Origin of the sequence: Streptomyces sp. Tu 2975, from assembly GCF_009832925.1 — a bacterium.
In the GTDB taxonomy this organism is placed as follows: Bacteria; Actinomycetota; Actinomycetes; order Streptomycetales; family Streptomycetaceae; genus Streptomyces.
The window spans coordinates 1,166,995-1,190,417 of record NZ_CP047140.1 but is presented as its reverse complement, the minus strand read 5'-3'; the positions used below and the strand labels follow the sequence as shown (position 1 = coordinate 1,190,417).

The 23,423-nt window shown below is 71.7% G+C and carries 20 protein-coding genes; 11 read left to right on the top strand and 9 right to left on the bottom strand.

What is annotated here, in order from left to right; translation table 11 throughout:
* Window positions 1-40: 40 nt before the first annotated feature.
* From GLX30_RS05120 to GLX30_RS05090, 7 genes are all read left to right on the top strand, one after another.
* Entirely contained in the window at window positions 41-1,129 is a 1,089-nt protein-coding gene (locus GLX30_RS05120; RefSeq protein ID WP_244258420.1) for an MCE family protein, read from the top strand.
* Entirely contained in the window at window positions 1,129-2,403 is a 1,275-nt protein-coding gene (locus GLX30_RS05115) for an MlaD family protein (protein WP_159684079.1), read from the top strand. Before GLX30_RS05120 ends, GLX30_RS05115 begins: the two co-directional genes overlap by 1 nt.
* On the top strand, window positions 2,400-2,891 hold the full coding sequence (locus tag GLX30_RS05110) for a hypothetical protein (RefSeq protein WP_159684077.1): 492 nt from the start codon (window positions 2,400-2,402) through the stop codon (window positions 2,889-2,891). Before GLX30_RS05115 ends, GLX30_RS05110 begins: the two co-directional genes overlap by 4 nt.
* A gap of 1 nt (window position 2,892) precedes the next feature.
* Entirely contained in the window at window positions 2,893-3,528 is a 636-nt protein-coding gene (locus tag GLX30_RS05105) for a hypothetical protein (RefSeq protein WP_208545365.1), read from the top strand.
* 67 nt (window positions 3,529-3,595) lie between these two features.
* Entirely contained in the window at window positions 3,596-4,123 is a 528-nt protein-coding gene (locus GLX30_RS05100) for a hypothetical protein (RefSeq protein WP_159684074.1), read from the top strand.
* A gap of 20 nt (window positions 4,124-4,143) precedes the next feature.
* Window positions 4,144-4,911 carry a hypothetical protein gene (locus tag GLX30_RS05095; RefSeq protein ID WP_159684072.1) on the top strand — a complete coding sequence of 256 codons (768 nt, stop codon included), beginning with the start codon at window positions 4,144-4,146 and terminating at the stop codon, window positions 4,909-4,911.
* Window positions 4,908-6,140, top strand: a complete 1,233-nt coding sequence (locus GLX30_RS05090; RefSeq protein ID WP_159684069.1) for a lytic transglycosylase domain-containing protein — start codon at window positions 4,908-4,910, stop codon at window positions 6,138-6,140. The genes GLX30_RS05095 and GLX30_RS05090 overlap by 4 nt, the downstream gene beginning before the upstream one ends.
* Here the strand turns inward: GLX30_RS05090 and GLX30_RS05085 are convergent.
* Window positions 6,129-7,199, bottom strand: a complete 1,071-nt coding sequence (locus GLX30_RS05085; RefSeq protein WP_159684068.1) for an ATP-dependent DNA ligase — start codon at window positions 7,197-7,199, stop codon at window positions 6,129-6,131. The genes GLX30_RS05090 and GLX30_RS05085 overlap by 12 nt on opposite strands.
* 54 nt (window positions 7,200-7,253) lie before the next feature.
* Between GLX30_RS05085 and ligD the strand changes: the two genes are divergently transcribed.
* A complete protein-coding gene (ligD, locus tag GLX30_RS05080) occupies window positions 7,254-8,267 on the top strand; it encodes a non-homologous end-joining DNA ligase (protein ID WP_159684067.1) in 1,014 nt (337 codons plus the stop codon).
* Between the two features lie 225 nt (window positions 8,268-8,492).
* Here ligD and GLX30_RS05075 read toward each other — a convergent pair whose 3' ends face one another.
* The 8 genes from GLX30_RS05075 to GLX30_RS05040 all read right to left on the bottom strand — a co-directional run bounded on the left by GLX30_RS05075 (window position 8,493) and on the right by GLX30_RS05040 (window position 19,459).
* Complete coding sequence (locus GLX30_RS05075; protein ID WP_159684064.1) at window positions 8,493-9,404, bottom strand: NAD(P)-dependent oxidoreductase; 912 nt, start codon at window positions 9,402-9,404, stop codon at window positions 8,493-8,495.
* Window positions 9,401-10,522: a cytochrome P450 gene (locus tag GLX30_RS05070; protein ID WP_159684063.1), complete on the bottom strand. Its 1,122-nt coding sequence runs from the start codon at window positions 10,520-10,522 to the stop codon at window positions 9,401-9,403. The genes GLX30_RS05075 and GLX30_RS05070 overlap by 4 nt, the downstream gene beginning before the upstream one ends.
* Window positions 10,519-11,994 carry a class I adenylate-forming enzyme family protein gene (locus GLX30_RS05065; RefSeq protein WP_159684061.1) on the bottom strand — a complete coding sequence of 492 codons (1,476 nt, stop codon included), beginning with the start codon at window positions 11,992-11,994 and terminating at the stop codon, window positions 10,519-10,521. Before GLX30_RS05065 ends, GLX30_RS05070 begins: the two co-directional genes overlap by 4 nt.
* A 54-nt stretch (window positions 11,995-12,048) precedes the next feature.
* Entirely contained in the window at window positions 12,049-12,801 is a 753-nt protein-coding gene (locus GLX30_RS05060) for a glycosyltransferase family A protein (RefSeq protein ID WP_159684058.1), read from the bottom strand.
* Window positions 12,798-13,820 (bottom strand): ketoacyl-ACP synthase III, encoded by a 1,023-nt coding sequence (locus GLX30_RS05055; RefSeq protein ID WP_159684056.1) that lies wholly within the window; start codon window positions 13,818-13,820, stop codon window positions 12,798-12,800. Before GLX30_RS05055 ends, GLX30_RS05060 begins: the two co-directional genes overlap by 4 nt.
* Window positions 13,821-13,944: 124 nt before the next feature.
* Window positions 13,945-14,634, bottom strand: coding sequence for a hypothetical protein (locus tag GLX30_RS05050; RefSeq protein ID WP_208545364.1), 690 nt, complete (start codon window positions 14,632-14,634; stop codon window positions 13,945-13,947).
* 194 nt (window positions 14,635-14,828) lie between these two features.
* Complete coding sequence (locus GLX30_RS05045; RefSeq protein ID WP_244258419.1) at window positions 14,829-16,994, bottom strand: family 16 glycoside hydrolase; 2,166 nt, start codon at window positions 16,992-16,994, stop codon at window positions 14,829-14,831.
* A 53-nt stretch (window positions 16,995-17,047) separates the two neighbouring features.
* Window positions 17,048-19,459, bottom strand: a complete 2,412-nt coding sequence (locus tag GLX30_RS05040) for a ThuA domain-containing protein (RefSeq protein ID WP_159684053.1) — start codon at window positions 19,457-19,459, stop codon at window positions 17,048-17,050.
* A gap of 276 nt (window positions 19,460-19,735) precedes the next feature.
* On the opposite strand from GLX30_RS05040, the gene GLX30_RS05035 reads away from it, so the two are divergent.
* The 3 genes from GLX30_RS05035 (at window position 19,736) to GLX30_RS05025 (ending at window position 23,241) form a co-directional block, all read left to right on the top strand.
* Entirely contained in the window at window positions 19,736-20,731 is a 996-nt protein-coding gene (locus tag GLX30_RS05035; protein WP_159684050.1) for a multicopper oxidase domain-containing protein, read from the top strand.
* Between the two features lie 472 nt (window positions 20,732-21,203).
* Complete coding sequence (locus GLX30_RS05030; RefSeq protein ID WP_159684047.1) at window positions 21,204-22,250, top strand: class I SAM-dependent methyltransferase; 1,047 nt, start codon at window positions 21,204-21,206, stop codon at window positions 22,248-22,250.
* A gap of 181 nt (window positions 22,251-22,431) precedes the next feature.
* Window positions 22,432-23,241, top strand: a complete 810-nt coding sequence (locus GLX30_RS05025; protein WP_159684045.1) for an alpha/beta hydrolase — start codon at window positions 22,432-22,434, stop codon at window positions 23,239-23,241.
* The last annotated feature ends 182 nt before the right edge of the window (window positions 23,242-23,423 follow it).

The window sequence follows — 23,423 nt, the reverse complement described above, 5'->3', positions numbered from 1 at the left end:
CGCACCGACCCGGCGGCGCGTCGGCGCCGTCGCCCTCACGCTGACGCTCGGCCTCACCCTGTCGGCGGCCGGCTGCTCGGTGCCCGAGTTCTCCGGCATCGAGCAACTGCCCCTGCCGGGCGGGGCCGACCTCGGCAGCAACCCCTACGAGATCACTGCCGAGTTCGCCGATGTGCTCAGCCTCGTCCCCCAGTCGTCGGTGAAGGTGAACGACGTCGCCGTCGGCCGCGTCACCAAGATCACGCTCAATCGGGACGACTGGTCGGCGAAGGTCACCATGCGGGTCGCCGGAGACGTGAAGCTGCCCGCGAACGCCTACGCCCATCTGGAACAGTCCAGCCTCCTCGGCGAGAAGTACATCCAGCTCACCCCGCCCGCCAAGGCCACGGCCGCACAGGGCACCCTCGCCGACGGGGCCGCCATCCCCATGAGCCGCACCAACCGCAACCCCGAGGTGGAAGAGGTCTTCGGCGCGCTGTCGCTGCTGCTCAACGGCGGTGGCGTCCACCAGATCAAGACCATCGCCACCGAGCTCGACAAGGCGATCGGCGGCCGTGAACCGAAGGTCCGCTCCCTGCTGAAGCGACTCGACACGCTCGTCACCAGCCTCGACGACAACAAGGAGAACATCACCGCCGCCCTCGACGGGGTCAACCGGCTCGCCGCCACCCTCGCCACCCGCAAGCAGCAGGTCGGCGCCGTCCTCACCGGCCTGAGCCCAGGACTGAAGGTGCTGGAGGAACAGCGCGGTTCGCTGCTCACGATGCTGCGGGCGCTGGGCACCCTGTCCACCGTCGCCGTCGACACCGTCAACACGTCCAAGGCCGACACCATCGCGAGCCTCAAGGCCCTCGCGCCGACCCTCAAGGCGCTCGCCGACTCCGGCCAGGACCTGCCCGACTCCCTCCAGGTGCTGTTCACCTACCCGTTCACCGACGAGGTGCTGCGCGGAGTGAAGGGCGACTACCTCAACGTCTACCTCGATGTGACGGCCGCACCCGGCACCACGATCATCTCCGAGTTCGTACCCGACGACGAGGAGCCGGCCGCCGCACCGGCCAAGGGCACCGCGCCCCTGCCGCTCCCGGCGGTCACCGGCACCACCGGCCAGGGCGGAGGGACCCGCTGATGCTCACGACCGCCATCCGCCTCAAGAACGTCGCGTTCCTGGTCATCGCCGTCCTGGTGCTGGGATTCGTCGGCGTCCGCTACGCCGACCTCGGCCACCTCGTCGGCATGCGCGACCACTACACCGTGAAGGTCGAACTGGCACAGACCGGTGGCCTGTTCACCCACTCCGACGTGACCTACCGGGGCGTGTCAGTCGGACGGGTCGGCGACATCGAGCTCACGCAGGACGGCGTGGAGGCCGAGCTGCGGATCAACGACGACGCCCCGCGCATTCCCACCGACCTCGAAGCCGTCGTCGCCAATCTCTCCGCCGTGGGCGAGCAGTACATCGACCTGCGGCCGGCGAGGGACGCCGCACCCTATCTCGAGGACGGCTCGGTCATCGCCCGCGCCTCCACCCGACTGCCCGCACCCGTCACCGACGTCCTCACCGGCGTCGACGATCTCGCGTCCTCGGTCGACCTGGAGTCCCTGCGCACCGTCGTCGACGAGTTCGGCACGGCGCTGAACGGCCGCGGCGACGACCTCCAGGTGCTGCTCGACAACGGCAACGAGTTCGTCCTCGCCGCCGACGAGGCACTGCCCGTCACCACCCGGCTGATGATCGAAGGGGAGACCGTCCTGCGCACCCAGATCGAACACGGCAGGGCGCTCAAGGACTTCGCGGGCGGCGCCAAGGAACTCGCGGCCGAGCTGAGGAGTTCGGACACCGACCTGCGCGAGCTCATCGCCGCCGCGCCGGGGGCCGCAGGACAGATCAGCGGACTGCTCCGCGACCTCGACCCCGCCTTCGGTGTCGTCGTGGCCAACCTCCTCACCACCTCCGAGGTCGCCGTCACCCGGCAGAACGGCATCGAGGAACTCCTGGTGAAACTGCCGGCGGTCGCCGCCGCGGGAGCCACCGCCGTCACCGGCGAGGGAGCACGGTTCGGCATGTCCGTCACATTCTTCGAGCCGCTGCCGTGCACCGACGGATACGGCTCCACCGTCTACCGCAACGGCCTCGACACCTCGCCCGCCACCGCCACGAACACCACCGCGCGCTGCACCTCACCGCCGAGCAGCGGCAAGAACGTCCGCGGCAGCGCGAACGCGCCCACCGGCGGCCCCGTACCCGACCCCGCACGCCCGGCCACCGCGTCCTCGACGTCCGGTACGGGCACCGGCGGCGGCGACAGGTCGGCGAGGCCGCCGGGGGCCCTCGGCCTGCCGGCGGTGACCGGCTCGGCCTCCGGCATGAGCGGGCTGCTGGGGCTGGAGGTAGCGCCATGACGAAAGGCAGAGCGGGGCTCGCCGCCCGGACCTCGGTCGTACTGGCCCTGCTGTTCTGCGCGTTCGGCGGCTGGAGCTACGCGCAGGCCGACCGCGACGGGTCCCTGACCTTCGCCGCCTCCCGGGACGCGGCCCTCGCCGAAGGGAAGCGGCACGTCGAGGCCCTCACCGGCTTCGACGGCCGCAAGCCCGAAGCGGCGCTCCGGCGGTGGCTGGACGCCTCCACCGGACCGCTGCGCGAGGAACTGCGCGAGGCAAAGACCAAGACGGGTCCGACGGCGCGTGCCCGCATCACCGACGCGGCCCTGACCGCGCTGGACGACCGGGCCGGTACCGCCGAGCTGATCGCCACCCTCGAGGTGGAGACGGACACGGCCGGCGGCGGGGCGCCGAACACCGAACGCAAGCGGCTGGAAGCCACCCTCGCCCGCACCGCCGAGGGCTGGAGGGTCCGATCCCTGGCGGCGGTTCCGGTCGGAGGGGTGTGACATGCGAAGCGACGAGGCGGGAGCGGTCATGAGCACCGGCGAGGACGTCACCACGGCGGTGCCCCGGCCGAGTCACCGGTCCGCGCGGGACAGCGAACCGCCGGCCGGGCCGTTCGCCGACGCCCGTCCCACCGGACACGGCCGATGGCGTGCCCCGGCGGTCGCCGCCCTGGTACTCGCATTGCTGGCCGGCGGAACCCTGTTCCTGCTGAAGGCGGGGCAGCTGACCGGAGCCCCGTCCGCGGACAACCGGGCGCTCTCCGACACCGCAGCCACCGCGCGCGTCACCGGCGACGTCAGCAACGCGCTGACGTCGGTCTTCTCCTACACCCCCGGCGACACCGAAGCCACCCGCGAGGCGGCGCGCCACCTGCTCGCAGGGAAGGCGGCCCGCCAGTACGCGGAGCTGTTCGGCCAGGTCGAGAAGCGCGCCGCCGACCAGAAGCTGACGCTCACCACCCATGTCGTACGCGCCGGGGTGACCCGGCTGAACGGCAGCAGCGCACAGCTCCTGGTCTTCCTCGACCAGGTCGCCCAGCGGCAGGGCGGAGCACCCACGACCGCGCCCGCCCAGCTCTCCGTCACGGCCGAACTCGGCGACGGGCACTGGCGGATCGTCGACATCACGTCCCGGTGACACCCCACGAGCGGCACGACAGCGGTGGACCCGACAGCGGTGCACCGACAGGGAAGGAAGAGGGCACATGGCACGGACGACGAGGAACCCGGTGGTCGCGGCGGCTCTCGCACTGACCGTCGTGGCGGCCGCGTTCGCCGGCTGGGGAGGCTGGTCCTGGTACGGGGCCGCGCACGACGACTCCCTGGCCTTCGCGCAGAAACGCGACGAGGCCCTGGCCGCCGGCCGTCAGGCCGTACAGAACATGAACACCCTCGACCACCGGGACCTCAAGGGCGGCCTCGACACATGGGAGGACTCCGCCACCGGCGGCCTGCACCGGCAACTCGTCGACGGCCGCGGGGAGTTCGAGCGGCAGATCCAGGAGGCGAGGACGGTCACCAGCGCCAAGGTGCTCTCCGCGGCGGTGACGGAACTCGACGACAGGGCCGGCCGGGCGAGCCTGATGGTCGCCCTGCGGATCACGGTGACCGCTCCTCAGGGCGAACCGGCCAGAAAGGAGAGCCGGATGCTCGGCGAGCTGACCCGCACACCGCAGGGTTGGAAGCTCAGCGCCCTCGGTCAGGCACCCGTCGGCAACACCGCGGCCGAGTAACAACCGAGAGGACCCCCGACATGTCGACGACCCGGCACCTCATCAACAGACAGCGCCGGCTCGCCGGCGCCGCCTCGCGCGCCGCCGGCCCCACGGCGGCGCCGCCGCCCGGTGGCGCGCCGACGGACCAGGACCGGGAGCGGGCCCCTGCCCGCGACGCCGGCAGGGCGGGCGGCGAACGGGCCCCGGGCCGGGCACCCGCCGCCGTGACAAGGACGCCCGGCCGTGCGGAACCGGACGGCGAAGCCTCCCCGCGCAGGGCGGGGGACCGACGCAACAGGCTGCTGGCCGTGCTCGCCGTGCTGACGGTCCTCCTCGGCGGCCTCGGCGCCTTCACCGCCGGACGCGCCGCCGACCTGCGCGACCGGCCCGCCGCGCGCAACACGGCCCTCACCGACATCGCCCGCACCAGCGAGGTCAAGGGGCAGGTCACCACGGCCGTCGAAGCCGTCTTCTCCTACAACTTCGCCGACGCGGGCGCGCTCGACCAGGCCGCGAAGACCCACCTGACCGGCCGGGCGGTCCGGCAGCACGCCGAGATGCTCGCCGCCGTCGTCAAGGAAGGCCCGAAGCAGAAGCTGGTGCTGACCACCACCGTCACAGGGAGTGGTGTCGAACAGATCGACGAGGACCGGGCCCGTGTCCTCGTCTACGCCGACCAGAGCAACACGCGCACCGCGACCAAGGAAGAGACGACGTACGCCGCCGCCATGCTCGCCGTGGACGCCGTCCACAAGGACGGCACCTGGCGCATCGCCGGCATCGACACCTTCGGATCCGGCTCATGAGGCCCGGCAGGAGGCGGCTGCGCCGGGGACTGGCCGGGACCGCGGCGGCCGTCGCCGCCATGACGGCGCTCACCGCCTCGCAGGCGCCCGGAGTCGTACCACCCCGTCCCGTCGCCGACGCAGACGGAGCGGCGGATGCCGGTACGTGGCCCGTCACACCCAACGACGACTCCTACCATGTCGAGCTGCCGCCGCTGCCCGTACCGGTCCCGCCCGCACCGGTACCCGGCTCCGGACCGGCCGTACGGCTGGACCCGGTCCGCGCCGAGTCGGGCATCCCGGCCACCGTCCTCGCCGCCTACCGCGGCGCCGAAGCACGGATCGGGCGCAGCGACCCCGGCTGCCGGCTGCCGTGGCAACTGCTCGCCGCCATCGGCAAGGTGGAGTCCGGGCAGGCATCCGGCGGCCGTGTCGACGCCGCCGGCACCACGCTCTCGCCGATCCTGGGCCCGGTCCTCGACGGCAACGGGTTCGCGCACATCGCCGACACCGACAACGGCGCCTGGGACGGCGACACCCGGTACGACCGCGCGGTGGGGCCGATGCAGTTCATACCGTCCACCTGGGCGAACTGGGGGCAGGACGCGAACGGTGACGGCCGCAGGGACCCCAACAACATCCACGACGCCGCGCTCACAGCCGGCCGCTACCTCTGCGCGGGCGAGCGGAGCCTCGCGGTCAAGGCCCACCTGGACCGGGCGATCCTCAGCTACAACCACTCGCAGGAATACCTGCGCACAGTGCTCGCATGGCTCGACTTCTACCGCAGGGGCGTCCACCCGGTGGCCGACGGCGGGGGCGTGGTTCCCACCAGCCCGGGTGCCGGCGGCGACACACCGGCCGAGCGGCCCGTCGGCGACGGCGGCGACGACGGGGGAGAGGGCGGTGGCGAGATCATCATCGGGCCGCCGGGCGGCCCGCCCGCGCCGGTGCCCACGCCGACGCGCGACCCGGCTCCCCGGCCGCGGCCGAGCATCCCCGGTCCGGATCCTTCGCCGGACCCCTCACCGGACCCGTCGCCCGACCCGTCACCGGATCCTTCGACCGATCCGTCACCGGATCCGTCGCCGGACCCGTCCCCCGACCCCGGTCCCTCCGAGCCGGACTGCCCCACACCGTCCCCGTCGCCTTCCGAGCTGCCGGGCGAGTCACCCGCTCCGCCCGTCACGCCGCCACCCGGTCCGAGCGACGGCCCGACTCCCGGCGACGACCCCTGCTCACCCGCCTGACGGCGGCAGCACCTGGGCCAGGTCGTAGCTCACCGGCTCCTCCAGCTGCGCGTACGTGCAACTGGAGGGGTCCCGGTCCGGGCGCCACCGCCGGAACTGCGCGGTGTGCCGGAACCGGTCGCCCTCCATGTGGTCGTAGGCCACCTCCACCACCCGCTCCGGCCGCAACGCCACCCAGGACAGGTCCTTCTTGCCCGACCAGCGGCTCGGCGCGCCGGGCAGCCGGGCGCTCGCATGGGCACTCTCCTCCGCCCACGCGGCCCACGGATGACCGGTCACCGGGTCCATGAGCAGCGGCTCCAGCTCCGCCACCAGCTCCTCGCGCCGCTTCATCGAGAACGCCGCACAGACGCCGACGTGCTGGAGCGCCCCCGAGTCGTCGAACAGCCCGAGCAGCAGTGAGCCGACGACCGGGCCGCTCTTGTGCAAGCGGTAGCCGGCGACGACGACGTCGGCGGTGCGTTCGTGCTTGATCTTGTACATCAGCCGGGTGTCCGGCCGGTACGGCAGGTCCGGCGGCTTGGCGACGACGCCGTCGAGCCCCGCCCCCTCGTACTGGTCGAACCACTGCTGCGCGACCTCGGTTTCGGTGGTCGTCGGCGTGAGATGCACCGGTGGCCGGGTGCCCACGAGGGCCTCCTCCAGCCGTTCCCGACGAGCCCTGAACGGGGCGTCCATGAGCGACTCGTCGTCCAGCGCGAGAACGTCGAAGGCGACGAAGCTCGCCGGGGTCCGCTCGGCGAGCATCCGCACCCTGGAGTCCGCCGGATGGATACGCTCCGTGAGCCGGTCGAAGTCCAGCCGCCCCTCGTGCGCGATGACGATCTCCCCGTCGATGACGCAACGCGCGGGCAGATTGTCCGCGAGCGATGTCACGAGCTCCGGAAAATACCTGGTGAGGGGCTTGCCGGTGCGGGACCCGATGACGAGCTCGTCGCCGTCACGGTGCACGATCGCCCGGAAGCCGTCCCATTTCGCCTCGTAGTGCATTCCCGGCGGAATCTTCTTCACGGCCTTGGCGAGCATCGGCTTCACGGGCGGCATCACGGGCAGATCCATGGGTCGATTCTGCCCGATATGCGGCATAAGCGTGCTCGGCCTACCGTGGCCCACATGGGTGCAGCGGTGGAACTGGAAGCAGGCGGGCGGACCGTACGGCTGTCCAATCCGGACAAGGTCTACTTCCCCGCGCGCGGGTACACCAAGCTGGACGTGGCCCAGTACTACCTGTCCGTCGGGCCCGGCATCCTGCGCGCGCTGCGCAACCGGCCCACCACCCTCGAACGCTACCCGGAGGGCGTGGAGGGCGAGTCCTTCTTCCAGAAGCGCGCCCCCAAGTACCTTCCCGACTGGATCCCGACCGCCCACATCTCCTTCCCCAGCGGACGCACCGCGGACGAGATCTGCCCCACCGAGGTCGCCGCCGTGATCTGGGCCGCAAACCTCGGCACGCTGCCCTTCCACCCCTGGCCCGTGCGCAGGGACGCCGTCGACCACCCCGACGAACTGCGCATCGACCTCGACCCGCAGCCCGGCACCGACTTCAAGGACGCCGTCAAGGCCGCCCTCGAACTGCGCCCCCTGCTGGAGGAGCACGGCCTGCGCGGCTGGCCCAAGACCTCCGGCGGCCGCGGCGTGCACGTCTTCGTGCCGATCGAACCCCGCTGGGAGTTCACCGGCGTACGTCGCGCCGCGATCGCCGTGGCCAGAGAGCTCGAGCGGCGGATGCCGGGGCGGGTCACCACGGCCTGGTGGAAGGAGGAGCGCGGCGAGCGGATCTTCGTCGACTACAACCAGACCGCCCGCGACCGCACGATCGCCTCCGCGTACTCCGTACGCCCGAACCCGAAGGCGCTCGTGTCCGCCCCGCTGCGCTGGGACGAGCTCGAGGACGTGTCGCCCTCGGACTTCGACCTGGCCACGATGCCGGGGCGGTTCGCGGAACTGGGAGACGTGCATGCCGACATGGACGACCACGCGTTCTCGCTGGACAGCCTGCTGGAGCTGTCGCGCAAGGACGAGCGCGAACACGGACTGAGCGACCTGCCGTACCCGCCGGACTATCCGAAGATGCCGGGGGAGCCGAAGCGGGTGCAGCCGAGCCGCGCGAAGAAGCCGGCGGGCTGAGCGATCGCGTGCGCCCCTGGCGGGGCGGTCCCGGTCCGGATTCGTTGTGCGTCGCCCGTGCGGGGCGGGCCCGGTCCGGCTCGATGCGTGTCGCCCCTGGGGCCCGTTCCGGTCCGGGTGGCTCTCACCGTCCGCTCGGCTTGCCTCGCGGGGGCCGGTGCACCGTCTTGACGGCGACGGTCGGGGCCCAGGGAGCGCGCGGGCAGGCCCGAGGAAAGGCGCGTGTCAGGCGGTGCAGCTCGCGAGGTAGTCGTGGAGGGAACGGTGCGGGGTCCAGCCCTGGGTACGGGCGCGGGAGACGTCGAGGACGACCGTGTGGGCGAGCTGGTCCACCGCGTAGCGGCTGAGGGACGGTTCGCCGCCGGTTCGGCGTGCGACGGCCTCCGCGGTACGGGCCGCCATCTCGGCGAGTCCCAGAGGCAGACGGCGGAGACGGGCAGTCACCCCATGAGCGCGCAGGACCTGATGCAGGGCGGCGTCCCGGGCGTACGGCTGCGGGTCGGCGATGTTGTACGCGCCGGGAGGCCAGGCGGGCGCCGCGAGACACGCGTCGGCCAGGTTCTCGACCGCCGTGAGGCTCAGCCGTACGTCCGGGCCCGGGAGCAGCAGCGTGCCCGCCCTGACCCGGGACAGCAGACGCGGCAGGAGCTGGGTGTCACCCGGGCCGTACACGGCGCGAGGACGCAGCACCACCGCGCCTGCCCGGAGGGCGAGTTCCTCACCGTCGGCCTTGGTGCGTCCGTACGCGTTGAGGTGCCCGGTCCGTGGATGGTCCTCGCGGACCAGGCCACGGTCGAGGCGCGGGTCGTAGACGCTGGCGCTGCTCACCCACACCACGGGACGGTCCCCGGCCGCCGCCAGCAGCCGTGCGGTGCCGTCCACGTTGACCGCCCGCATCTGTGCCTCCGCGCCGGAACCGGGCAGCGGGTCGCCCACCGCGGCCGCGCAGTGCACGACCCGGTCGACGCCGGACAGGTCCGGCGGGCCCGATGTGGCGTCCCAGAACCGGAATGCGCCCACCGGTCCCGGGCGCCGGCCCAGGCACACCACGTCGGCGCCCCGCGTCGCGGCGGCCCGTGCCACGTGGCCGCCGCAGAAGCCGGAGGCGCCGGTCACCGCGATCCGAGGGCGGCTCATCGAGCCACCTCCACCAAGGCGCGGACGACCAGTTTCCGCCAGCTGGGCAGAGCGGCGCCGCGGTCCACGACGGCCCCGACGACGACGGGGCGATGTGGCGACAACGCCGCCAGCACGTCGGCCAGTTGAAGACGAGCGAGTCGGGCTCCCGGGCAGGTGTGCGGGCCGGCGCCGAAGACGAGACGGGCCAGGTCCGGGGCGGCGGGCCGCTCGGCGTCGGGGCCGCTGCCGTGCGCGTCCACCGCGTGCCGGGCGACCAGCACCAGACGGTCGCCCGAGCGCACCGGGCAGCCCGCCACCACCCCGTCCGCCGCGGCGACCCGCGGCAGCAGGGGGGACGGGGCGGTGACCCTCAGCAGTTCGTCCACCAAGGGCAGCCGCAGTCGTTCGTCCGCCGCCTGGTCCCACAGTCCGGCGTCCGCGCACCAGGCCACCGCGCGTGGCAGCGCGGCAACGGTCGTGTTGACGGCGGCGACCGCCACCATCGCGGACAGTGCGTCCCCGTCGCCGAGCAGCTGCCGCAGTCGCCGGGTCGCACGGGCCGACGCGGCGTGCGCTCCCGGCCGGCGGAGGCCGGGGAGCTCACTGCGGACGGAGGCGGCGGCCAGATCGGCAGCGGCGGCGGCCACCGCGACCGGGGACGCCTGGGAACCGAGCAGCGCGCAGACGACCGTGCCCGACAGTTCGCGGGCAAGGGTGACGAGGTCCACCTCGCCGCCCTGGGCCAGTGGTTCGAGCCGTCCGGCGAGCAACGGCCGCCAGAGGCCGCGCAGTTCCTCGACGCCGGCCGCGCCGAGCCCCTGGGCCAGAGCCCGTCGTCCGGCCCGGTGTCCCGCGCCCTCCTGGTCGAACAGCACTCCGGCATCGTGGTGGCCCGCCGCGCGCAGCGCCGATCGCGCCGCGCCCCCCGTCGTCCCGCCGGCCGTACGGTCGAGGGGCAGGCCGGCCAGCACCTTGCGGTAGGCGTCGGCGTCGTGGACGAGCACCGTGCGGCCGATCCTGCGGACGGCACGGCCGCGGGTGGCGGCGAGGAGGGCGAAGAGGAGTGGGTGGGAGCGCAGATAGACCCGGCGGTCACGACGCCTCGCCCGTGCGGGTCCCGAGCGTGCAGCGGTCATCGGGCCGCCGCCTTCTCCGCGAGACGTTCCGCCGCGAGCAGCGCCGTCGCCGCCCGGTCCGGCTTGCGGGACCGGCCGGACAGCGGGACGTCCGCGAACACCACCGCGTCCGGGCGGGCGGAGCCCATCCTGTGCAGCGGCCCGGCGAGAGCGGAACGCACCTGTGCCTCCCCATGGCCGGATCGGGGCTGGACGACGGCCACCAGTCGCTCGTCGCCGTCGCCCGCCGGGACGCCGACGAGTACCGCGAGCTCGACACCCGGCACCTGGAGGGCGGGCTCGTACAGGCCCGGGTAGATGTTCTCCGCGCGCCGCAGCACCATGTCCTTGCAGCGCCCCTCCAGCACGATGCGGCCAGTGGCGTCCAGATGCGCCCGGTCGCCGGTGCGCACCCAGGGGTCGGGAGCCTCCCCGAGGTAGCGGTGCCTGGCCGCCGGACCGGTCAGCAGCAGCTCGCCGCCCTCCGTCCGCACCTCGACGCCCGGCAGCGGCGGGCCGACGAGATCCCCCGCCCCCTCGAAGGCCGCCTTGTCGCGTGACTCGACGGCCGCGGCGGGGAACAGTTCGGTGAGCGCGTACACCCCCCAGGCCTCCGCGGCGCCCGCGTCCCGGACCCGGCCCAGCAGGTCGGCACTCGCCGGCGCCGACCCCGTCCACACCCGGCCCGTGAACCGCGCCCCCGCGCGGAGGGCGTCCCGCAGCTGGGGCGGTGTCAGATAGGTGTCCCGGGGGCGCAGCCGCCGCAGCTGCCGCGCCAGAACCTTGGGCGCACGAGCGGGAAGCGCCACCGGCGCTCCCTGGGCGAGCGAGGGGACGAGGACGAAGAAGGTCCCGCCGACGACCGGTTCGCCCGGCCGGGCGCCGATCAGCGCGGAGACCGTCTCCATCCCTGCGGCGAGCCCGGAGCGGGTGTGCACGACGGCCCTCGGCCGGGAGGTCGTGCCGGAGGTGAAGACGATGACGGCGTCACCGTCGGCGTGGTCCCGCCCGGGGACACGGACATCGGCCCTACCGAGCGCGGGCGCACAGCCGGGAAGCCTGCGGCCGACCGTCGCCACCGTGCCGAACTCCTCGAGGGAGGGCAGGGCGAGCCGTGCCCGCGCCGCCAGTGGCCGGGCCCACCCCGCGACCGCCTGCGCCGCGGCGTCGGCGAGCACGAGCGAGGGCCGGGCCGACGCGAGCCGGGCGCGCAGCACATCGGGACCCGCGCCGGGATCGAGCACCGCGCCCCGCAGCCCGAGCCGCCACAGGGCGAGCAGGACGGCGAGCGCACGGGGTCCGGGACGCACCGCGACACCGACGGTGTCGCCCGGGCGCAGCCCGTGCGCGTGCAGCGACGAGGCGTACGCGTCGGCCAGGCCCGCGAGTTCGCCGCGGGTGGCACGGACCCGGGGGCGCCCGGTGCGCGTGGCGCCGAGCACGGCGGGCTTCTCAGGCGAGGATCGCAGGGCGTGGTCGAGGAGGTCGAGCATCAGTGGCCGTCCAGCGGTAGGTGACGATACGTCGGGATGCGCGGCGGCGCCGCGTCAGCGGGGGTCGTCCCCGCGTCCGCCGCTGCCCTGGTCCAGATACCAGCGGGCCGTGCCCCGGATGCCGTACGCCCGGAGCCTGCGAGTGGAGTTCTCCACGACCATGGCCCGGCTGCGCACGATCCGGTCCGTCTGCCGCCGCACCCGGTTCAGGAACAGCCGGTCCGTCGGCGACGGCCGGCGGGGCATGCCACCGCAGGCCAGATACAGGTCGGCGGTGACGGCCATGTTGTTCCCGGCGTGCATGCGGTACGGGGCGAGGTATCCGTTCCTGCGGGCGTGCGCGGGCCGGAGCCGGCCGAACAGGGCGGCCAGCCGGACCAGGGCCGAGAAGCCGGCCCGCCCGAGCGGGCCGTGCTCGTCGCGGCGGGCGACGATACGCCCGCACACCAGTGTCGGTCCCGGCCGGTCCGTCATCGCGGCGCGGGCGGCGGCCGTCCAGCCCGGCCGGGGAAAGCAGTCGGCGTCGGTGCGGGCGAGCAGGGTCGCACCCCGCTCGATGGCGTGGCGGAAGCCGGAGTCCACGGCGCAGCCCACACCCTTCTCCGGCTCGTCGAGGACTTCCACGGGGAACGGCGCGCCCGCTGCGAAGCCCCTGGCGATGGCGCCGGTACGGTCCGAAGAGGCGTTGTCGACCACGAGCAGGGTGAAGTCGCGGTCCCGCTGCGCAGCGAGCGCCCGCAGCGTGCCGGTGATCCGTTCCTCCTCCTGGTGCGCGGGCACGATCACCCAGAAGTCCTCGCCGGTCATGACTTCTCCCAGATCATCGTCATGATGCTGATGCCGCCACCGAGACCGACGAACAGCACCCGGTCACCCGCCGTCAGCTCCCCGTACACCCGATCCAGTTGCACGCCGATGCTCGCGCTGGCGATGTTGCCCAGCTCGGGGACGGTGACCACGAGCTTGTCCGAGGGGGCGCCGGTCAGTTCGGCGAACCGCTCGAGGTACGGCACGGTCACCTGGTGCACCAGCACCCTGGCGAAGCCGTCCCAGGCGAGGCCCGCGCGGTGCAGTGTCCGCTCCACGACCGAGGCGCCAACCTTCTCGAAGACACCGCGCAGTTCGTGGCCGTCGCCGCGGAAGTAGGTGTGCTCGTCCCCGCGCGGGTGCCGGGAACCACCGCCGGGAATGCCGCCGACCTCCCAGTGCTCGGAGTGCGTCTCTGTGTCCACGTCGAGGATGCCTCCGCGCTCCACCGCTTCCAGGACCACGGCCGCGCCGGCGTCGCCGAAGGTGTAGCCGGCGAAGCCGTCCCGGAATTCGGCGAAGTCGGCCGGTGAGCGGCGTATCGCCCGGGTCGGGGTCTCACCCGTGACGACGAGGGCGCGCCGTGCCCGGCCGGCCAGGATCGTGCTGCGGGCGACGTCGATGCCGTTGACGAAGCTGTTGCAGGCGTTCGTGACATCGAGGGCGTGGGCCCGCGAGCCGAGCTCGGCCTGCACGATGTGCGCCGTCGCGGGCTCCACCATGTCGCGGGACGCGGAGGCGAACAGCAGGAGGTCGATGTCGTGCGGACCGAGCGACGCGTTCGCCAGCGCCCTGCGCGCGGCGCGCAGGGCGAGCGTCGAGGCGTACTCGTCGTCGGCCGCGACATGCCGGCTCTCGATGCCGGTGGCCTGGGCGAGCAGCGTGCCCGGCAGGGACTTGGCGATGTGCCGGGTCGCCTCGCGCTGCAGGCTGTGCGATGTCAGCACCGTGTCGGGAAGAGCGCTGCCGACGCCGATGATACCGACCCGCGGACCCGGATCGCTCGTTTGTTTGAGCATGCGGCGATGGTTTCAGGCAGTGATCGGCGTCGCCTGAGTACGCCTGCTCAATTACGGGAAGGCCGGGCTGAGTAGTCGACCCGGTGCTTCCCCCGGCAAGGCTCGCCTCGCCCCTGGGGCGGACTCACTGCTTGCGGGCGTCCCACGGTGTGCCGAGCCAGCCGTCGAAGGAACGGATCAGGGCCATCAGAGCGGCTCCCAGCCGCCAGTCCAGCCCGGGTGCGTACAGTCGCAGCTTGTCCCCGAACGCCTTGAATTCCAGCAGCAGTTGCCCGCTCGCACGCCACATGACGCGTCGAGGCCCGCGCGGCAGGTCGCCGCTGCCTTCGATCAGGGCGGCCACGAGGAGCACCGGCAGCAGAGGGGACAGGAGCCACCACACGAGCCACCAGAAGACCCGGCCCTTGTAGCCGACCGCTTCCGGCAGACCGGGCTGCCGCACCGTCCAGCGGGTCCGCACGCCCCAGCCTCGAAGCGCCTTCTTGTGGACGAGCGTGCCGATGAGCTCACCGTGTGCACCGAGCACCTGGAACGTGGTGACTCCGCCCTGCGCGGACCCGGTCACCACGGTGGCCACCCGGCTCCCGCGGCGTTCGTCGGCCCACAGGACGAACGAGCGGGCACCGCCGGCGCGCGCCGCGAGGTAGGCGGGTATGCCGCCGGGCGGCAGCTCGCGCTCCACGTAGGCGACCGGCCGGGGCGGTCCGGAGCCGTCGGTGAACTCCACCACGTCACGGACACACGCGGGGAGGCCGCCGCCTTCCCTGTCCTTGAGCCTCACCGGCGGGGTCCTCATGGTCACAACCGCTGTCACCGTGCATGCTCCTTCGTGGTCCGTCCCGTCGGCGCGGAGACCGCGCCCGTGTCCTGCCGGGCCCGGCTCCGGGCCCGCGCCGGATCACCCGGGCGCTCGGACACAGTAGCGGCGGGCGGAACGGCCGACTGCCCCACCGCCTCGGACGGTGGGGCAGTCGGTTCGGGGAGCCGCCATGGCTCACCCGTCGGGGATCAGAACTCCTTGATCCTGATGTTGCGGTAGGAGATCACGTCCGTGGTGCCGTGGACCTGGAGGCCGACGTAGCCGGTGGCGTAGCGGCGGCCGTCCGTGCCGGGGTCGTCCGACCGGGGCGGCTGGAAGACCTGACCGCCGGTGTTGTCGAACTCGTTGATCAGCTTGCCGTTGCGGTAGACCGAGTAGTGCTGGCCCTCCACCCGGATCTCGTAGTCGTTCCAGGTGCCCTTCGGCGTCACACCCGCGCCGCCGAGGCCGACGCGGTCGAAGCCGTAGATCGAGCCGGTCTTGTACATGTCGCCGTCGGGACGGTCCAGGATCTGCACCTCATGCCCGTACTTGATGGCGACCCACTCCGGCCGGGACTCCTCCGGGTTGTCGTGGACGTACGGGAAGCGTACGAAGACACCGCCGTTGGCGTTGCCGGCGCCGGGGGCGTCGTCCCGCCACTGGAGCTTCAGGGAGAAGTTGCCGTACTGCCGCTGCGGGAACCACAGCATGCCCATGCCCGGCACCGTGGTGCTGCTGGTCATGGCGCCGTCCCCGCTGAGCGAGAACTTGCCGCCGCCGACGTGCTGCCACTTGGCGAAGGTCTCCTCGGTGCCGTCGAAGATGTCGCGGTAACCGCTTGTCTGCCCCGGCCTGCCGATACCGGACTGCTTGGCCGCCCGGTAGATCGTCCGGTGTTCACGGCTGTCGATGACGCCTTCGTCGAGAAGTCGGTCGAGCACCTCGTCCACGTGCTTGAGGAACAGCGCGTGCGACGACCAGTCCTTCTCGTCCTCGATCAGCTCGTTGACGGTGCAGCGGCTGCCCGTCATGCGGTTGGGGATGCCGGTGTCGACCGTGCCGACGATGACCGTCGACCGCTCGTCGTACTCGGGGCACGCGGGCGCGGGGACACCGCCGCCCTCCGCCACCGAGAACGCCAGGCTCTTGGCCTGCGAGGTGTTGCCCGCCTTGTCGCCGGCCCGGTACAGGACCGTGTGGTAGCCGACCCGGTCGACGACGACCGGAGCCGCGTAGGCGAGGTAGGGGCCGCCGTCGAGGGAGTACTCGACCTTGTCGACGCCCGAGCCGCCGGAGTCGACCGCGACGACCGTCACGGTGGCCCGGCCGATGTAGGCGCCGTCGGAGTTCTGCTCGCCGGAGATCCCCGCCGTGGTCTGCGGCGGCTCCTTGTCCTCGGCCGGCGGTGCGACGACCGTGAAGTTCACGGACTTCTCGGCCGCGGCGTTGCCCGCCTTGTCGGTGGCCCGGTATCTGACGGTGTGCGTGCCCGTCTCGTGGACCATCACCGGGGCGGTGTACGGCTGCCATGCGCCGGTACCGACCGCGTACTCGACGGTGTTGACGCCGGAGCCCGTGTCGGAGGCGGTCACGGTGACCGTGGCCATCCCCAGGTACCGGCCCTGGTCGTCCTGCTCGCCGCTCACCGTGGCCGAGGTCTCCGGTGCGGTGGTGTCGTCCGTGGGCGGTGGGGCGACGGTGAAGTCGACGGACTTCTCCGCCTCCACGTTGCCGGCCTTGTCGTACGCCCGGTGGCGGAGGGTGTGCGCACCGACCTCGTCGACGACGACGGGCGCCGTGTACGGCTGCCATGGACCGTCGGCGCCGAGCGCGTACTCGATCTTGTCGACGCCGGCGCCCTCGTCGGTCGCCGCGAGAGTGACCGAGGCCTGGCCGATGTAGGCGCCGTCGGCGTTCCGGTCACCCTCCACCTTCGCCGTGCTCACGGGCGCGGTCGTGTCCTCGCCGCTGCCCGCGGTGACGGTCAGGATGCCCTGCATGGAGCCGTGGCCGGGGATGGTGCAGTGGTAGAAGTACCGGCCCTCGGTCAGGTTGACCTGGGCGGTGTGCTTGCCTCCCATGTCGTCGTTCGGGTTGGCCAGGACGTTCAGCTGGACGTCGTTGTTGAACTCGACGTCGGAGACCGAGAACGTCAGGGTGTGCGGCATCCCGGTGGTGTTCCCGGTTGCCGTGCTGTTCTCGAAGACGATCGTCGCCGGACCGGCCACCGCGGTGGTCGGGAACGACAGATAGCGGTCGATGGGGTCACCCGCGGTCCAGGTCAGGACCTGTTCCGCGGCGGCCTGCGGGGCGTTCGTCGGGCCGTCGTCGCTCTTGCCGTACGCGGCGGCGGACATCAGCCCGACCACCATCGCCACGGCGGCCAGCACAGCCGTCCACACGCTCGCGGTTCTGTGTCTCACGGTCACTGCGCCGCCTTCCTCGCCAGCTGGTCCGCGGCCGGGGTCGCCCCGCCGCCCTTGTACGTCACGCGCCACAGCGCGGAGTTGGAGTCGGAGGTGAAGAAGCCGCGCCCGTAGTCCAGGACGTACAGCGACCCGTCGGGCGCGAACTTCCAGTCCATGAGGTTGCGGACACCGCCCGTGCCGGTCGGGATGATCTTCTTCAGTGACTCGGCGTGCACCGGGAGCCCGCCCTTGCCGACCGTCCTCGGATCGGTCAGCACCGCGTGCCTGGGCTGGTCGCCGTCGTAGAAGTCGCCGACGAACCACTTGCCGTCCCAGTACGCGGGCCACTTGACCGCCGAGTCGCTCGTGGCGTCGAAGCGGTAGACGGGGCCGTTCATGGTGGCCTGGCCGCCGCCCTTGAGCCACGGCAGCAGCAGCTTCTGCTCCTCCTGCTTGTAGCTGGGCACCCCGTTCGCGTCACGCGGGTAGTCCACGCCGCCGCCCTGCGGCGAGTACCAGATGGTGTTGGGCGTGACGGGCGGCAGGTTCACCAGGCCGTCGTTGTTCGGCGACTCGTTCTTCGGTGCGTCGCAGTCGTACCATCCGAGCGGCTGGGCCGGATCGGGCAGATTACGGTCGCGGTAGGGCTGGTTGTTGCCCATGCAGTACGGCCAGCCGTGGTTGCCGGCCTGCGTGATCGCGGCGAACGTGTCGTACTTGGCCGGACCCCAGGTCGTCGAGGGGGCGCCTGCGTCCGGACCCACCCATCCCGCGTAGAGGATGTCGGTGCTCTTGTCGACGAAGATGCGTGCCGGGTTGCGCACGCCCATCACATAGATCTCGCCGCGGGTCTTGCCGCCGCCCTCGGCCGTCTCCTCGCCCGTGAACAGGTTGCCCTCGGGGAGGGTGTACGTGCCGTCGTCCTCTGGGTGGATCCGAAGGATCTTGCCGTTGAGGTTGTTGGTGTTGCCCGCGGTGCGGCGCGCGTCGGCGAAGGACACGCCCTTGAAGTTCGGCTGTGGGTTGTTGCCCGAGTAGCCGCCGCTGAAGCCGGACGAGTTGTTGTCGCCGGTGGCGATGTAGAGGTTGCCCTTGGAGTCCCAGGCCATGCCGCCGCCCGAGTGGCAGCAGCTGTGGATCTGCACCGGCCAGTCGAGCAGCACCTTCTCGCTCGCCAGGTCCAGCCGGTCGGTGGCCAGGTCGAGCGTGAAGCGGGAGACCCTGCGCTCGGCCATGTGCGTGTCACGGTCGATCTCCGAGTGGGGTGTGTAGTGCAGATACACCCAGCCGTTGGTCATGAAGTCCGGGTCCAGCTCGATACCGAGCAGCCCCTCCTCGTTCTTGACCAGCTCGTCGCCGCCGCCCTTGTTGCCGAAGACCGTCAGCGCACCGGCCTTGGAGACCTTCCCGGTCTTCGGGTCGTAGACGTGGATCTCGCCCTGGCCCTTGCCGATGTCGGGGTTGTTCCAGTCGGTGACGACCGGCCGTGAGGAGTCGGCGCCACCGCGCCCGATGTACAGCACACGGCCGTCGGGTGCGACGACCAGCCCGTGCGGTTCGCCGATCTGGTCGTTCTGACCGGGCTGGTTGGCCTGGGTGACCCGCTCGGCCGTGTAGTTGGCGTCGATCGTCGCCTTGCAGTCGGCCTGGGAGAGCCGGGTCGTCCAGGCGAGCGCGCCCCGCAGATGGTCGCGGAAGTCGGTCTCCGCGAAGCTGTCGGCCGTGCCGCCCATGCCGGTGTAGAAGGAGCGGCCGCCGTCGTAGTCACGGCACCAGGAGATCGGATGGTCCCAGCCGTTGCCCTTCGCGGCCGGCGTGAAGGAGCTCTCCTTCACCCGGGCCACCGTGTGCACCTTGCCCGACGGGTTCTCCGCCCAGTTGAACCACTTGTCCGGGCGCTTCCACTGCAGAGGCAGCGACGCGGTGGCCGGATGCACGCGGTCGCCCACCTCGACGACGGCGCGCTGTGTGCTGCTGGGGGCGCCCGTCGGCCGGGCGCCGATCAGACCGGTGAACCAGTCGGAGTACGGCTCGGTGCGCGCGGCTTCATGGATGCCGACGAATCCGCCGCCCGCCTCCAGGTAGGCCTCGAGGCCCGCTTCCTGATCGGGGTCGAGCACATCGCCGCCGCCGGTCAGGAACACGACCGCGTTGAACCGGCCGAGCTTCCTGGCGTTGGTGAACACCGCGGGATCGTCGGTGGCTTCCGTCCTGAACCGGCTCGCGGCGGGGCCGGTCAGTCCGATCGTCTCGATCGCGGCGATACCGGCCTCGACGGCCGGTGACTCCGCCGTGGCGGAGCCGTGGAAGACGAGTACCTTCACGTTCGCGCCGCCGGGCGGTGACGGTAGGGACAACGTTGTCGCCGGTGGCCCCGGATACGGCTGGGCGCCGGCGGGACTGCCACCACCGAGCAGCGACGCGGTCATGGCTCCGACGCCAAGTGCCGCTGCCAGGAGGTACTTTCGGGATCTCGTTCTTCCAGACCTGTGATGTGGTGCGCGCTGCATGGGTCACCCACCCCTCTGTGGTCACAACAACAGCCGTTGAAGCTAGACCTCTTTTCGCGGTTCGCCAATAGGTATGACTGCAATACGACGAACTTTGTCCTGACCGTGGATAAACGTAGATCACCCGGCTACCGTGTGGCCGTCCCCGGGGTCTCTTCGCCCCGTCAACCTCTGCCGACGACTGGAGAGTTCGACATGGACAGACGGAGCTTCAACCGGCGCCTGCTGGCGGGCGGCGCGGCCGCGGCGGCCACCGGTGTGACATCGTTGTCGATCACTTCCGCCTCCAACGCGGCACCGGCCCCGGCGAAGGGCGCGGTTCGCATCGCACCGGCCGGCGGCCAGGTACGACACCTCAAGATGTACGCCGAGAAACGGGCCGACGGGTCGATGGGCTACGGCCTCGAGAAGGGCAAGGCGACCGTCCCCGGGCCGCTGATCGAACTCGTCGAAGGCGACACGCTGCACATCCAGTTCGAGAACCTGATGGACGTGCCGGTCAGCCTGCATCCGCACGGTGTCGACTACGACATCTCCAACGACGGCACCAGGATGAGCCGCAGTCATGTCGAACCGGGTGCCACCCGCACCTACACCTGGCGCACCCACGCCCCCGGCCGCCGCGCCGACGGCACCTGGCGGCCGGGCAGTGCGGGCTACTGGCACTACCACGACCACGTCGTCGGCACCGATCACGGCACCGGCGGCATCCGCAAGGGCCTCTACGGCCCGATGGTGGTGCGCAGGAAGGACGACATCCTTCCCGACAAGCAGTTCACGATCGTCTTCAACGACATGACCATCAACAACCGGCCCGCGGCCGACCCGCCCAACTTCCTGGCCACGGTGGGGGACCGCGTCGAGATCATCATGATCACGCACGGTGAGTACTACCACACCTTCCATATGCACGGTCATCGCTGGGCGGACAACCGGACGGGCCTGCTGTCCGGCCCCGAGGACGTCAGCCGGGTGATCGACAACAAGATCACCGGCCCGGCCGACTCCTTCGGCTTCCAGGTGATCGCCGGCGAACACGTCGGCCCGGGCGCCTGGATGTACCACTGCCACGTCCAGAGCCACTCGGACATGGGCATGGCCGGTCTGTTCCTCGTTGCCAAGGAGGACGGCACGATCCCGGGCCACGAACCGCACCATCCCGCCTCGGGAGAGGGGCACGCCCACGAGTGATGCCTTGCGGGAGCCGTTGAGTGTGCCGACGAGGAAGCGCACGAGGGCGGAGAGGTGGTGGCGCCGGCCGGTGAGTCCCCGAAGCGGGCGCTGCCCGGGCGCCGGTTGAGCCGTGGCACGAGTCGTCGCCGGGCTGCCGCCCGGGCCCGCGCTGCGGCCAGGTCGTCGAACCCGATGACAGGGGGTAGCCGCCGTAGCACCTCTCCAGCCGTGGCTTGCCGGGCCGTGGTGCGCGCGTAGCCGGAACATGTGGTTCTGTGGGCTTGACGGCCCGGGTACAGCACCTTGGAGGCCGGCGGGTGTCCAGGAGGTGCTCCACCGAGCGGGTCCTGCACCCTGACGAGCGCGAGCAGAGTGAGGGCCACGCGGCGCTTGGCCTGGACGACTGCCCCGGGACACCGCAGATGCCGAGCCGCGGCGGGGTGCTTCCGTGGTGACGGCGGAAGCCGGTCGCGCAGGAAGGAGACCGGGAATGGATCACAACAAGGTCACCGAGTTTCTGGGGCGGTTCGTGACGGACCTGGGTGCCGCTGGTGCCGCCGGTTCGGTGGTGATCGGTCACCGACTCGGCCTGTACCGGGCACTGGCGGAAGGCCCGGCGACGCCGGAGCGCTTCGCGGAGCGCACCGGATGCCATCCCCGCTACCTGACCGAATGGTTGCTCGGCCAGGCCGCAGGCGGGTACGTCAGCTATGACCCGCAGACCGGAGCGTTCCGGCTGACCGAGGAGCAGGCGTTCTGCCTGGCCGACCCGGACGGTCCCAATGTTCCGGCCGCCTTTCTGATCGTGCTGGGGTATCTGCGCGCAGAGCCGCGGATCACCGAGGCGTTCCGCAACGGTGACGGCGTGGCCTGGCACGAGCACGACGAGGACGTGTTCGTCGGTTGTGACGCGTTCTACCGCCCGGGATACGCGGCGGAGCTCGTACCGAGTTGGATCCCGGCGCTGGACGGGGTCCACGAGAAGCTGGCGGCCGGAGCGCGGGTGGCGGACCTCGGCTGCGGACTCGGCTCCTCGTCGCTCCTCGTGGCCGAGGCTTACCCGCGCACCACCGTCGTCGGTTCGGACTACCACGCGGAGTCGATCGAACTGGCGCGGCAGAAGGCGGAGGCGGCCGAGTTGACCGACCGCGTGACCTTCGAGGTGGCGACCGCGCAGACGTTCACCGGCGGCGACTACGACCTGGTGATGATGTTCGACTGCCTGCACGACATGGGCGATCCGCTCGGAGCGGCCAGGCAAGTGCGGGAGGCGCTGGACCCGGACGGCACATGGATGCTGGTGGAGCCGTACTCGTCCGACAAGGTCGAGGAGAACTTCAATCCGGTCGGCCGGCTGTACTACAGCGGTTCCACGTTCCTGTGCGTGCCGAACAGCATGTCCCAGCCCGGGGGCTACTCCCTGGGCGCACAGGCCGGGGAGACCGCGATCCGGGAGGTGATCAGGGACGCCGGCTTCACCCGGTTCCGCAGAGCGGCGCAGACACCGTTCAATCTCGTGTACGAGATCAGGCCGTAGCGCCGCCGTGGCCGGCCGGTCGGCCAGGCCCCGTCAGGTTTCGGACAACACCCGGACGAGCCTGAGGCTGCCCCGTTCTCCCGGCGGCCCGGGGGTCTCGCTCCGCAGGTTGCAACCCTCGGCCACTGGGCGAGGATGGAGTCATGGAGACATAGCAGGCCAGAGAGGAAGGCGGCCGGCCATGGGTCAACACGTCGGTGCCGGTGACCTGGACATCTGGAGGGAACGGGTCGGTCAAGGGCCGGACGTCCTGCTCATCGGCGGCTTGGGCGACACCGTCGAATCGTGGCAGTTCCAGCTCGACCGGCTCTCGGACCGTTACCGCCTGACCGCGTTCGACAATCGTGGGGCCGGCCGGACCGCGATGCCCGACGGTCCCGTCTCCGTGGAGATGATGGCGGACGACGCCGCCGCCCTTCTGCGGGCTGTTGACGTTTCCGCTGCTCACGTCGCCGGCTTCTCCGGCGGCAGCATCATCGCCCAGGAGCTGGCGCTCCGCCACCCGGAACTGGTGCGCAGCCTCGTCCTGCAGAGCACATGGCCGGTGATGGACCCGTACCTGCGCTCCTGGGCACGGTTCATCCGGTGGCTGGTGGCGGTCGCTCCGAGCGAGCGCGCGTTCCTCGAGGGCTTCTATCTCGACATCTACACAGCGCGGGCGCACAACGACGGAAGCGTCGACCGGATCATCGAAGAGGTCCTCGCCTTCCCCCATAAGCAGTCCACCGAGGATGTCCAACGATTTCTCGATGCTTTCATCGACCATGACACCACCGACCGCCTGCCACGGATCGCAGCACCGACGCTCGTCCTCGCCGGCGCCCTCGACCCGACCGCGCGTCCGCCGCTCGGTCGCGCCGTGGCGGAACTGATCCCCGACGCCCGGTTCGAAGTCATGGAGGAGGAGGCCCACCAACCCTTCCAGGAAGTGCCGGACGAATGGAATTCCCGCGTCGATGCCTTCTGGCGCGACATCGGGACACGCGGCTGAAGACGCCAAGCCTCACCGACGACGACCAGGCCTGTCGCGGCGCGGGCGCAAGGGGGATGCTCGCTGGGCGGGTTCGACTTCGACCGCGATACCCAGCGCCACGTTCGCCGCTCTTAGGGGGCCGTCTTCCTGTGAGACGTACGTTTCCGGGCGCCGGATCACGGGCGCCGGATCACGGGCGC

What these genes read in the sequence shown, in the direction of transcription:
- GLX30_RS05090 (WP_159684069.1), top strand. Translation starts at nt 4,908, where the DNA reads ATGAGGCCCGGCAGGAGGCGGCTGCGCCGGGGACTGGCCGGGACCGCG.
- GLX30_RS05060 (WP_159684058.1), bottom strand. Translation starts at nt 12,801, where the DNA reads ATGACCGGCGAGGACTTCTGGGTGATCGTGCCCGCGCACCAGGAGGAG.
- GLX30_RS05065 (WP_159684061.1), bottom strand. Translation starts at nt 11,994, where the DNA reads ATGCTCGACCTCCTCGACCACGCCCTGCGATCCTCGCCTGAGAAGCCC.
- GLX30_RS05045 (WP_244258419.1), bottom strand. Translation starts at nt 16,994, where the DNA reads ATGGTGGTCGGGCTGATGTCCGCCGCCGCGTACGGCAAGAGCGACGAC.
- GLX30_RS05025 (WP_159684045.1), top strand. Translation starts at nt 22,432, where the DNA reads ATGGGTCAACACGTCGGTGCCGGTGACCTGGACATCTGGAGGGAACGG.
- ligD (WP_159684067.1), top strand. Translation starts at nt 7,254, where the DNA reads ATGGGTGCAGCGGTGGAACTGGAAGCAGGCGGGCGGACCGTACGGCTG.
- GLX30_RS05115 (WP_159684079.1), top strand. Translation starts at nt 1,129, where the DNA reads ATGCTCACGACCGCCATCCGCCTCAAGAACGTCGCGTTCCTGGTCATC.
- GLX30_RS05105 (WP_208545365.1), top strand. Translation starts at nt 2,893, where the DNA reads ATGCGAAGCGACGAGGCGGGAGCGGTCATGAGCACCGGCGAGGACGTC.
- GLX30_RS05055 (WP_159684056.1), bottom strand. Translation starts at nt 13,820, where the DNA reads ATGCTCAAACAAACGAGCGATCCGGGTCCGCGGGTCGGTATCATCGGC.
- GLX30_RS05030 (WP_159684047.1), top strand. Translation starts at nt 21,204, where the DNA reads ATGGATCACAACAAGGTCACCGAGTTTCTGGGGCGGTTCGTGACGGAC.
- GLX30_RS05075 (WP_159684064.1), bottom strand. Translation starts at nt 9,404, where the DNA reads ATGAGCCGCCCTCGGATCGCGGTGACCGGCGCCTCCGGCTTCTGCGGC.
- GLX30_RS05085 (WP_159684068.1), bottom strand. Translation starts at nt 7,199, where the DNA reads ATGGATCTGCCCGTGATGCCGCCCGTGAAGCCGATGCTCGCCAAGGCC.
- GLX30_RS05110 (WP_159684077.1), top strand. Translation starts at nt 2,400, where the DNA reads ATGACGAAAGGCAGAGCGGGGCTCGCCGCCCGGACCTCGGTCGTACTG.
- GLX30_RS05070 (WP_159684063.1), bottom strand. Translation starts at nt 10,522, where the DNA reads ATGACCGCTGCACGCTCGGGACCCGCACGGGCGAGGCGTCGTGACCGC.
- GLX30_RS05100 (WP_159684074.1), top strand. Translation starts at nt 3,596, where the DNA reads ATGGCACGGACGACGAGGAACCCGGTGGTCGCGGCGGCTCTCGCACTG.
- GLX30_RS05040 (WP_159684053.1), bottom strand. Translation starts at nt 19,459, where the DNA reads ATGACCGCGTCGCTGCTCGGTGGTGGCAGTCCCGCCGGCGCCCAGCCG.
- GLX30_RS05035 (WP_159684050.1), top strand. Translation starts at nt 19,736, where the DNA reads ATGGACAGACGGAGCTTCAACCGGCGCCTGCTGGCGGGCGGCGCGGCC.
- GLX30_RS05095 (WP_159684072.1), top strand. Translation starts at nt 4,144, where the DNA reads ATGTCGACGACCCGGCACCTCATCAACAGACAGCGCCGGCTCGCCGGC.